Genomic DNA, 10,013 nt, shown 5'->3' with positions numbered 1-10,013 from the left:
CATTCTGTAAATCCCTTATTGTTATATTTAAAATATATAACCTAATTAAAATTTACACAATTATCTGTAAAGACCCGAAGTTATAAGTATAGATATAACTAAGTTTATTGATACTATTGTCTTTGTGATGTTATTAGGTTTAATGCTTATTATTGGTGTTTTATTAAGATTGGAGAAAATTCCCTTAAAAGATATCTTTAAGAATAAAGTAGCTCTTATTATTGTAGCTATTATTATTTTAACATCTATTGCATCAGGACTGATTATTAGCCTATTTACGGGTATATCTCTTAAGCAAAGTATTATGATATGCTCTGGTTTAGGCTGGTATTCACTATCAGTAGTTTTAAATACCAATTTTCTTGGTGAATATTATGGTATGGTTACTTTTATGATAGATTTCTTGCGTGAAATATTTGTTATAGCACTTATTCCTTTACTTAGAGCAGTACTATCTATAGAGTTGGTAGGATATGCTGCAAACACAGCTATGGACTTTTGTCTACCGGTTATCAAAGATAACTATGGCACAAAAGTAGTGCCACTAGCAATATCAATAGGTTTGATATTTACTATAACAACACCAGTTTTATTAATATTAGAAAATATAATCTTATAAAGAAATTTTTAGGATTATTTACTACGGAACTTGATACGTCCTTTAGTAAGGTCATATGGAGTGATTTCAACAACTACTTTGTCGCCTGTTAAAATACGAATATAGTTTTTTCTCATTTTACCTGATATATGAGCAGTCACAATGTGACCATTTTCAAGCTCAACTCTAAACATTGTGTTTGGAAGAGCTTCTAATACAACTCCTTCCATTTCGATACAATCTTCTTTTGCCATATTGGCCTCTTCTCCAGTTTGTTAAATTTTTCAGTTAATGTGTATGATTAGACAAAACAACAAGGCTATATTTTAAAAGAATTTAAATGAAAATACAAATCTTTTGAGATACTTATAAATAAAGATCTTTATATGTGAGCTTTAAAAGGAAAATGTCAATATAGATAAAACGATCAATTAGGTTTTTTATTAACTGCAGCATTTGTTATATAAACACCTAAAAATACTACGCCTCCAAACAATAACGATAGGATAGAAATAGTTTCATCGTAAAAAAGAAATCCTATAAGAATAACTAAAAATGGTAAGGTATTTTGAAAAACTGCTGTTTTATATACACCTATTTCTTCAAGAGCCCCAAGGTACCAAACATATGCAACTACAGTTGCAAATGCTGCTATATAAAGCATACTTCCCCAAAATTTAATATCAGTATGAGCTAGTTGAGAGAAATCTGACTTAAATAGACTTACTATAGCAAACATTATCATGCCTACAATTGCAGCATAAGTGTTTATAGTAATCATATGAATACCTTCTCTTACACAACATTTTCCCAATATTGCATAAGCAGCAAAACATACAACAGCTAAAATACTTAATACTTCTCCAAAATTTATCTCGACACCATTAAGACATTCTGCAGCACCATTTGAAAATAAAACAACGCCTATAGTACCAAGTAATGCGACAAGTATACCAACCTTTGCTTGTTGGTTGACTTTCATACTAAAGATATAACTAGATAATATTGTAATAAGACATGGAGTAAATGCATATATTATAGCTACAATATTTCCAGATATAAGTTTCTCAGCCCATAAGAATGTTATGTTGTAAAGAAAGACTCCAAAGAAACCCACTGCTATAACATAAATCCATTGCTTTATATTTAAACGAGGAAAAAAGGTCTTTGTAAAATAATAATGTATAAAGATAAATATTATTGAAGCAAAGGCGTAACGTATTAAACCTACTAGATAGATATCAACATATTTAAGTGGTAAAGGAGCTATATGATATAAGCTAGCCCAAAAGACTAAAGCTAAAACTATTTTTGAATAACCTTTCACTAAAGAAGTATTTTTCATGATTCATTTTTATCTATTCCTTTTTAGATACTCTACTATATCTGGATTTAATAATGTAGAGGTATCTCCGAAATTTTCAAAATCTTTTGCAGCTATTTTTCTTAAAATTCTACGCATAATCTTACCAGAACGTGTTTTTGGTAGCTCTGGGGTAAACTGAATAACTTCTGGTGTAGCAACAGGTCCAATCTCTTGGCGAACATATTTAACTAGAGATTTTCTTACTTCATCAAGAGTACTTTGACTTTCATCTGTATTTTCTTTAAGAATACAATAAACGTATATAGCTTCACCTTTGATATCATGAGGCATGCCGACAACTGCACTTTCTGCAACTGAAGGATGAGTGTTTAGAGCAGCTTCAATTTCTGCAGTAGCCATTCTATGGCCTGAAACATTTATCACATCATCCATACGCCCTTCTATCCAGATATAACCATCCTTATCTCGTCTAGCTGCGTCACCTGAGAAATAGTTTCCTTTGAAGCTAGAAAAATAAGTTTGTAAATATCTATCATGATCTCCAAAAATAGTTCTTGCCATACCTGGAGTTGCTCTTTTTATACATAAAGCTCCTTTGCCTTCTCCATGTATCTCGTTACCATCTGTATCAAATAATCCAACTTCAACACCAAAGAAAGGTTTTGAAGCAGAGCCAGGTTTTAATTTATGAGCTCCTGGTAGAGGAGCAATCATATGTCCACCAGTTTCAGTTTGCCACCAAGTATCAACTAGTGGAGCTTGATTATTACCTGCTTTTTCTACAAACCAGTGCCATGCTTCTGGATTTATTGGCTCACCAACAGATCCTAGTACACGTAATGATTTTCTTGTAGTTGTTTTAAGATAATCATCACCAACTTTTAATAAAGATCTAACTAATGTAGGTGCTGTATATAATATACTAACGTTATGTTGATCCACTTCTTGCCATAATCTTGAGGCATCTGGATACGTTGGAACACCTTCAAATATTACTGAAGTTGTACCATTTGCAAGAGGGCCGTATACTACATATGTATGTCCCGTTATCCAACCAATATCTGCAGTACACCAGTATACATCATGATCTTTATGATCAAATATTAGCTTATGAGTCATACTAGCATATACTAAGTAGCCTCCAGAAGTATGAACAAGACCTTTAGGTGCACCAGTAGAACCTGAAGTATATAACATAAATAAAGGAGTTTCTGCATTAAAAGATTTTGGTTGATGTTCATTTGAAACTTTCTTCAACTCTTCTGAATAACAGATATCAATATCTTTATTCCATGATATATTTTGTGTTTCAGTATTACGCACTACAAGGACTTTTCTAACAAAGTCAATGTCTGATACTATCTTATCAACACTTGCTTTCATAGGGATTCTTTTACCAGATCTAACAGCCTCATCAACTGTAATTATAAAATCACTTTTTGCATTTATAATTCGCTGTTTTAATGACTCTGCAGAGAAACCTCCAAATACTACTGAATGTGTAGCACCAATACGAGCACATGCTAACATTGCATATATTGACTCAGGCACTAGTGGCATATATATGGTTACAACATCACCTTGTTTTACATCATTGTTTTCTAATACGTTAGCCATTTCACAGACTCTATGATATAGTTCGCGATATGTTATTTTCTTTGATTTCTTAGGGTTATCAGCCTGCCATATAAAAGCTACTTGATTAGCTCTTTCTGGTAAATGTCTATCCACACAATTATAACAAACATTTAACTGACCATCTTCAAACCATTTAATGTTAACTGGATCAAAACTACTATTACATGCTTTAGTGAAGGGGTTATCCCAGTGTATGCGATTTGCCTGCTTAGACCAGAATTCTTCTGGAGTATTTAAAGATTCTTTATAAAGCTTCTCATATAGCTCATTATTAATATGTGAACTATCAATAAACTCTTGTGATACTTGAAATTTTGAATACGACATGAATAACTATAAAATTAAACTTAATATTAAAATCATGTTAGCAGTATTTAAGGAAAATTGTAAGAATAAGATATAACAGAATATTAATAAATTTAGTGTTTATTTTTAAGGTAATTTTTGAATTTTTCACCTAGTTCTTGGTGCTGTAAAGCTATCTCATAATTAGCAATCAAAAAGCCTAACTTACTACCACAGTCATAGCGAGTGCCTTTAAACTCATAAGAAAGTATTTTTTCTTCTTGCTCTATAAGTTTAGCAATAGCATCAGTGAGCTGAATTTCACCACCAGCTCCCTCTGATGTTGTTTCAAGGCATCTAAAAATTTTATTAGGTAATAAGTATCTGCCAACAACAGCATTCGTTGAAGGTGCTTTTTCTGGAGATGGTTTTTCAACGATCCCTTTTATAATATTCTCTTGATCTTTCGCAACGATTCCATAAGATCCAGTCTCTTCTTTTTTTACTTGTTGGGTAGCGATACATCCTCTAATATCACTACCTTCAACAGATTTAACCATCTGTTTTAGAACTCCTGTGCCGCAGTCATGATTATAAATAAGATCATCAGGTAATATAACTGCAAAATCTTCAATACCTACAAGAGGCTTTGCACATAATACTGCATGGCCTAACCCTAATGCTTCTGGCTGACGCACAAAGAAAAAACTTACATCTTTAGGAATAATGTTTTTTACCATATCCAGCAATTCATATTTTTGCTTTTTCTCAAGTGAATGTTCTAATTCAAAGTTTCTATCAAAGTGGTCTTCTAAAGACTTTTTATTAGAGCTTGTAACAAATATTATTTCTTTACAACCGGCTTCTATAGCTTCTTCTACAGCATATTGAATTAACGGTTTATCAACAACGGTTAACATTTCTTTAGGACATGATTTTGTAGCAGGTAAAAATCTAGTGCCCCACCCTGCAACAGGAAAAACTGCTTTTCTAATTTTCATAAAAACCTTATATATTAACTTTCAATAAGCTTACAAAATAAATTAATATTTATATTATAATCTTTATATGCCATATTCTTCAATTTATTTGCATATCTTTTTAAATCATTTGATCTCTTGACATAAAGATCGACCATTATTTCGTTATCAAAATAGTATATAGAGCTTCTTTTAGATAAAATTACATCTGTATCCAAGTTATTTTTAGTAAGAAACTCTGATATAGCATCTAAAATATCTTGCCTTGATGGTTCAAAATTTTCTAATTTTATTACACCATCTTCATGATTTGTAACATCTATATGCACTGTTATATCTTTGATATTTTCAATATTATGATAAATATTACTCTTAACAATTTCTGCTATATAATGACCTTCAGAAGCTGTACTAAACTTATTAACTAAAACATGAACATCCAGGACAATCTTACCAGCCATTTTTCTTGTTCTAAGATAGTGAAAATCTTCAACCCCTTCAGTATTTGAAATTATTGTTTTGATATTGTTGTGTGTATCATTATCTACACCTTCATCAATAAGTTCAGCAACTGCAGAATATCCCCATTTGATACCCATTTTTACGATCATATAACAAACAACAAAAGCAGCGAGAGCATCCATCCAAACAAAGCCTAAAAAGGCTCCAGCCAAACCAAATAATACAACCACAGAAGACCACATATCTGAACGACTATGCCATGCATTCGCTCTTAGCATATCTGAATCAATTTGTTTAGCAGCTCTCATGGTATATTGATAGATAAATTCATTACCAACTATTGAAAAAATAGCTGCAAAAACTGTAAATTTATCAGGAGTCACATAATCACCACTAATTAGGTCTCCTAAAGAATGATAAACAATCATAAAGCCTACAACTATAAGTAGGCATGACAACACAAGAGTTGCTAATGTTTCAAGTCTCTCATGGCCATAAGGATGATTATGATCTTCTCCTTTATTGGCATATTTAGCAGCGAATAAAACCATACAATCACTTAACAGATCTGAAAAGGAATGAATACCATCTGCAAATAAAGCAGGTGAGCGACCAACTATCCCAACTATTGTCTTAGACACTGCAAGTAATGCATTTACAAACATACCTACAATAGTCACTTTCTTTGTAATCTTATATCTATTGTCTGACATATAAATCCTCTTCTTATGTGTATAAGAATATTTTTAGAGATAATAATAGTTAGTAATCATAAAGTCTAGATTTATTAATCTTTCAACATAATTTAATTTTAATAGAAAAAATACTATAGATTTACTCATAGTTGAGTGAGAATATTATTGATTTAAATTGAGAGTTTATTAAAGGTACTAGTTACAATAAATAGAGCTATTTACAAAAACTTTAAATATATAAGTTTTTTAGTAAAAATAATCTTGCAAAGCGAATAAATGCTTGTATAATATACTCCATCAGTTCGGAGAAATGGCTGAGTGGTCGAAAGCGGCGGTCTTGAAAACCGTTGACTGTAACAGGTCCGGGGGTTCGAATCCCTCTTTCTCCGCCATATATTAAAGCTCTTAGAAATAAGGGCTTTTTTTTTAAATTCACTCTCATTCTAATATATTTTTTCATACATATAGAAATAAAGGTTATACTAGATAAAAGAGTCTATTTAATTGTGTGATAATGGATCAACAAATATTTTTTGAAATAGCTATTTTTGTAGTTGCTATAATAGGTGGGAGTATTGGATCTGTAATTGGTTTAGGTGGTGCTCTTATTATAACTCCCCTACTCTCTACAGTTCTAGGTGTATCTATTCATCATGCAATAGGAGCATCTTTAGTTGCTATAATTTGTACATCTACTGCAACATCTATAGTTTCACTAAAATCTCATGGCTATACTAAAGAAAAATTAGGATTATTTTTAGCATTAGCAACAGCTATAGGTTCTATCTTTGGTGCCAAAATAGCTATTATGCTTCAGTCTAAGTCCTTATTTATAATCTTTGGTGGAATACTGATACTTGTAGCTATATTAAGTTTCTTTAAAAAAGAGCCTTCTGTATCTGATGGAAATCATAAGGTATCTAAAATGGCAGATAGATTACAACTTAATGATAGTATTAATATAGATGGTATAGAAGAAAGCTATAATGTCCAAAGACCTATTCTAGGCTTTTTAGGTATGTCTGGAGCTGGATTTATTGGTGGCCTACTCGGTATTGGTGCAGGTGCTTTTAAGGTTATAGCTATGGATAACATTATGAGGATTCCATTTAAAGTTAGTGCTTCTACGAGTAATTTTATAATGGGAATCACAGCTTTTGCTGCTACGTCAACTTACTATTTTGCTGGGTATATAGATAGTTTGATAACTCTACCAGTGGCTTTAGGTACATTGCTAGGCTCTATGATTGGTTCAAAACTAATGCCACATATCCCAACAAAAGCTCTTAGAATAACGTTCTTTGTTGTAATTATCTTAGCTGCAATACAAATGTTAGTTAAAGGCTTATTCTAATTTTATTCAAAATACCCTCTTTTTCATCGCTAAAAATGTTAGAATTTCTAATTAATAAATAATTTTAATTATCTAAATTTACAATGATTAAAGTAACAAGTTTTAATGCTAACGGTATTCGTGCAGCTACACGCAAAGGTTTTTGGGAGTGGTTTACATCTCAAGATATAGATTTCTTATGTATTCAAGAGACAAAAGCTCAATTTCATCAACTTGAAGGAGATGATCAATACTTCCCAGAAGGCTATCATTATGATTTTAAAGATGCTGTTAAGAAAGGATATAGTGGTACGGCTATTTATGCCAAAAAGAAGCCTCTTAAAGTTATCAAAGAGCTAGGACTAGATTGGGCAGATGATGAAGGCCGATATATTCAATTTGATTATGAAAGCTTTAGTATTGCTAGTTTATATTTGCCAAGTGGTTCTAGTGGTGATGTACGTCAAGAGTATAAAATGCAGTTTCTTGAGAAATACAAAGAAATACTAAAAGAGCAAGTTAAATCTGGTAGAGATTTTATAGTTTGTGGTGATTTTAATATTGTGCATAAGGAAATTGATATAAAAAACTGGAAATCAAACTATGGTAAGACATCTGGAGTATTACCAGAAGAACAAGCTTGGTTAGATCATATATTTGATGATCTAGGTTGGGTTGATACTTTTAGAGTTATTAACCATGAAGCTCTACAATATACTTGGTGGTCAAATCGTGGCCAAGCTAGAGCAAAGAATGTTGGCTGGAGAATTGACTACCATATTTCAACACCTACCTTAAAAGATAAAGTAATACCAAAATCTGATTATGTTTACAAAGAAAACTGGTTCTCTGATCATGCGCCTTTAACAATTAGTTATGATTATGAGGTTTAGATGCAAAACAATATCTTTCAAAAATCAGATCTTGGAATTTTAAATGCTCAGCTTAGAAATAATTTCTATAAAAAATATCCTTACTTATGGCAAGGACTTCAGTGTAAAAAGCTTTATCATTATACAGATTTAACTGCATTTAAAAGCATATTAGAAAACAAATCATTATGGATGTCTAATCCAAAATATTTAAATGATAGTGAAGAGTTTATAGAAGGAAAAAATAAAGTTATAAAGTTTATTGAATGTTATATTTCTAGAAACAAAAAAATTAGCCCTAATTTTATAGAGATCTTAGAAGAAGTAAAAATAAAAATTGCTGAAGATAATTGTTTTGATAAAGAGTTTTTTATTAGCTCTTTTAGTACAATTAAAGATGATTTATCTCAGTGGAGAGCTTATGGAAAAGATCGTGAAGGAATATGTTTAGAGTTAGATAACTTTGGGTGTAGCCAATTCCATGCTCTAGCTAAAGTAATTTATAAAAGTAGTGAAAAATATAGGCTGATATATTATATTCATCAGAGTTCCATAAAAATAATGAAACAAATTATCATAACGATTATGTTAACTCTCTAATTGATGATTTCAGTAAATTATTTCCTGTATTTAAAAATGAAGCTTTTGAAAGTGAACATGAGGTTAGATTAATTTTTGATAGAAATAAGTTTATAAAATATGGAATACCTAATGTTAAAAGACTCTATAGAGTTAGTAACAATCTTTTATTGCCATATATTGATACATCAGACTTATTTTGGGATAAAGAACCAATAATAGATATTAAAATTTCAAAAGTTATTTTAGGTCCTACTACTAAGCATAAAGAGCTAACTAAACAAAGTATCGAAGATTTTTTGGAAGAAAATGGCTGCAACGATAGAGAAGTAGAGTTCTCAAAACTACATTATAGATAATTATCATGACAAATACTTATATATTCTCAGGTCTACCAGGAGTAGGCAAAACAACTTTAGCTAAAGCTCTAGCAAAAGCTATATCGAATACAGTTTATTTTAGAATAGACACAATCGAATACTATCTAAAAAAAGAATATCCTCAAGAACTAACTAAACAAGGCTATGAAATTGCCTATTATCAAGCAAAAGAAAATCTTGAGCTCGGTAAAAGTGTAGTTATCGACTGTTGTAACCCTGTTTTAGAATCTCGAGAGTTATGGAATAAGCTATCTCAAGTAAATTCTACTAAAGTAATAAATATCGAAGTTATCTGTAGTGATAAACAAATTCATCAAAATAGAGTAAAAACTAGATATAAATCAAATCCAAATAAGTACCCTACTTGGCAAGATGTACTAGATAGAGATTATCAAGCTTGGAATCAAGATATAATACAAATTGATACAGCAGATTTTAATATAGAATACTCACTAAAAACCCTCATAGATCAAATAAAGGAGTATTAATATAACCTCAGTTCGGAATTAAAAGCATTGTAAATTAAGGGTTTAGTAGTGTTTTTAGGTTAAAATAAGCGAAAAACCGTTAAAAAACCACTAATAATGATAGATCAACTTATCTTAACCTTTTGTCGTATAGACGACTTTTGTATTATTTATCATAAAGAATTACAAAGCAAGTCAATTGATTATAAAAAGAAAAAAGTTGGTACAAAGCCAAATCTATCATTAAGCGAAATAATGACTATTTTGATTATGTATCAAGCAATTAGATATAAAGATTTTAAAACTTACTATGTAGAGTTTGGGAGTGTTGCAATCTAAGCAATAATTGGAGTAAATTTTGAAAATCTACATTTCTTGTCTAAAAAATGACTATAGC

Annotated in this window: 11 protein-coding genes, 1 tRNA gene and 1 pseudogene; 8 read left to right on the top strand and 5 right to left on the bottom strand. The window is 30.8% G+C overall.

Features of this window, described 5'->3' with window-relative positions:
• Positions 1–82 precede the first annotated feature (82 nt).
• Complete coding sequence (locus tag AB8E56_RS10440; protein ID WP_329480848.1) at positions 83–619, top strand: lysine exporter LysO family protein; 537 nt, start codon at positions 83–85, stop codon at positions 617–619.
• A 14-nt stretch (positions 620–633) separates the two neighbouring features.
• Here AB8E56_RS10440 and infA read toward each other — a convergent pair whose 3' ends face one another.
• The 5 genes from infA to AB8E56_RS10415 all read right to left on the bottom strand — a co-directional run bounded on the left by infA (position 634) and on the right by AB8E56_RS10415 (position 6,003).
• A complete protein-coding gene (infA, locus tag AB8E56_RS10435; RefSeq protein WP_003033733.1) occupies positions 634–852 on the bottom strand; it encodes a translation initiation factor IF-1 in 219 nt (72 codons plus the stop codon).
• A 173-nt stretch (positions 853–1,025) separates the two neighbouring features.
• On the bottom strand, positions 1,026–1,943 hold the full coding sequence (locus AB8E56_RS10430; protein ID WP_329480833.1) for a DMT family transporter: 918 nt from the start codon (positions 1,941–1,943) through the stop codon (positions 1,026–1,028).
• 9 nt (positions 1,944–1,952) lie between these two features.
• On the bottom strand, positions 1,953–3,890 hold the full coding sequence (gene acs, locus AB8E56_RS10425) for an acetate--CoA ligase (protein ID WP_329480831.1): 1,938 nt from the start codon (positions 3,888–3,890) through the stop codon (positions 1,953–1,955).
• A 92-nt stretch (positions 3,891–3,982) separates the two neighbouring features.
• Positions 3,983–4,849, bottom strand: coding sequence for a UTP--glucose-1-phosphate uridylyltransferase GalU (gene galU / locus AB8E56_RS10420; protein WP_329480829.1), 867 nt, complete (start codon positions 4,847–4,849; stop codon positions 3,983–3,985).
• Positions 4,850–4,863: 14 nt separating this feature from the next.
• Positions 4,864–6,003: a cation diffusion facilitator family transporter gene (locus AB8E56_RS10415; RefSeq protein WP_329480827.1), complete on the bottom strand. Its 1,140-nt coding sequence runs from the start codon at positions 6,001–6,003 to the stop codon at positions 4,864–4,866.
• A gap of 286 nt (positions 6,004–6,289) precedes the next feature.
• Here AB8E56_RS10415 and AB8E56_RS10410 point away from each other — a divergent pair.
• From AB8E56_RS10410 to AB8E56_RS10380, 7 genes and pseudogenes are all read left to right on the top strand, one after another.
• Positions 6,290–6,377: transfer RNA gene (locus AB8E56_RS10410), tRNA-Ser, on the top strand.
• 122 nt (positions 6,378–6,499) lie between these two features.
• Entirely contained in the window at positions 6,500–7,339 is an 840-nt protein-coding gene (locus AB8E56_RS10405; RefSeq protein WP_329480825.1) for a sulfite exporter TauE/SafE family protein, read from the top strand.
• Positions 7,340–7,422: 83 nt separating this feature from the next.
• Positions 7,423–8,211: an exodeoxyribonuclease III gene (locus AB8E56_RS10400; protein WP_329480823.1), complete on the top strand. Its 789-nt coding sequence runs from the start codon at positions 7,423–7,425 to the stop codon at positions 8,209–8,211.
• Positions 8,212–8,790, top strand: coding sequence for a hypothetical protein (locus AB8E56_RS10395; RefSeq protein ID WP_329480821.1), 579 nt, complete (start codon positions 8,212–8,214; stop codon positions 8,788–8,790).
• Positions 8,791–8,939: 149 nt separating this feature from the next.
• Positions 8,940–9,128 carry a hypothetical protein gene (locus AB8E56_RS10390; protein ID WP_329480819.1) on the top strand — a complete coding sequence of 63 codons (189 nt, stop codon included), beginning with the start codon at positions 8,940–8,942 and terminating at the stop codon, positions 9,126–9,128.
• A 5-nt stretch (positions 9,129–9,133) separates the two neighbouring features.
• A complete protein-coding gene (locus tag AB8E56_RS10385; protein ID WP_329480817.1) occupies positions 9,134–9,637 on the top strand; it encodes an AAA family ATPase in 504 nt (167 codons plus the stop codon).
• Positions 9,638–9,733: 96 nt separating this feature from the next.
• Positions 9,734–9,937: pseudogene (locus tag AB8E56_RS10380) on the top strand (IS982 family transposase); the annotation flags it as partial.
• Positions 9,938–10,013: the final 76 nt, after the last annotated feature.

It is taken from the genome of Francisella sp. 19X1-34, from assembly GCF_041102755.1.
GTDB lineage: Bacteria > Pseudomonadota > Gammaproteobacteria > Francisellales > Francisellaceae > Francisella.
Note: the sequence above shows the minus strand (reverse complement) of the source record. Positions and strands in the feature narration are given on the sequence as shown.

Excerpts from the sequence above, each read along its gene's own strand:
- infA (WP_003033733.1), bottom strand. The coding sequence starts at position 852 with ATGGCAAAAGAAGATTGTATCGAAATGGAAGGAGTTGTATTAGAAGCT.
- AB8E56_RS10430 (WP_329480833.1), bottom strand. The coding sequence starts at position 1,943 with ATGAAAAATACTTCTTTAGTGAAAGGTTATTCAAAAATAGTTTTAGCT.
- acs (WP_329480831.1), bottom strand. The coding sequence starts at position 3,890 with ATGTCGTATTCAAAATTTCAAGTATCACAAGAGTTTATTGATAGTTCA.
- galU (WP_329480829.1), bottom strand. The coding sequence starts at position 4,849 with ATGAAAATTAGAAAAGCAGTTTTTCCTGTTGCAGGGTGGGGCACTAGA.
- AB8E56_RS10415 (WP_329480827.1), bottom strand. The coding sequence starts at position 6,003 with ATGTCAGACAATAGATATAAGATTACAAAGAAAGTGACTATTGTAGGT.
- AB8E56_RS10405 (WP_329480825.1), top strand. The coding sequence starts at position 6,500 with ATGGATCAACAAATATTTTTTGAAATAGCTATTTTTGTAGTTGCTATA.
- AB8E56_RS10400 (WP_329480823.1), top strand. The coding sequence starts at position 7,423 with ATGATTAAAGTAACAAGTTTTAATGCTAACGGTATTCGTGCAGCTACA.
- AB8E56_RS10395 (WP_329480821.1), top strand. The coding sequence starts at position 8,212 with ATGCAAAACAATATCTTTCAAAAATCAGATCTTGGAATTTTAAATGCT.
- AB8E56_RS10385 (WP_329480817.1), top strand. The coding sequence starts at position 9,134 with ATGACAAATACTTATATATTCTCAGGTCTACCAGGAGTAGGCAAAACA.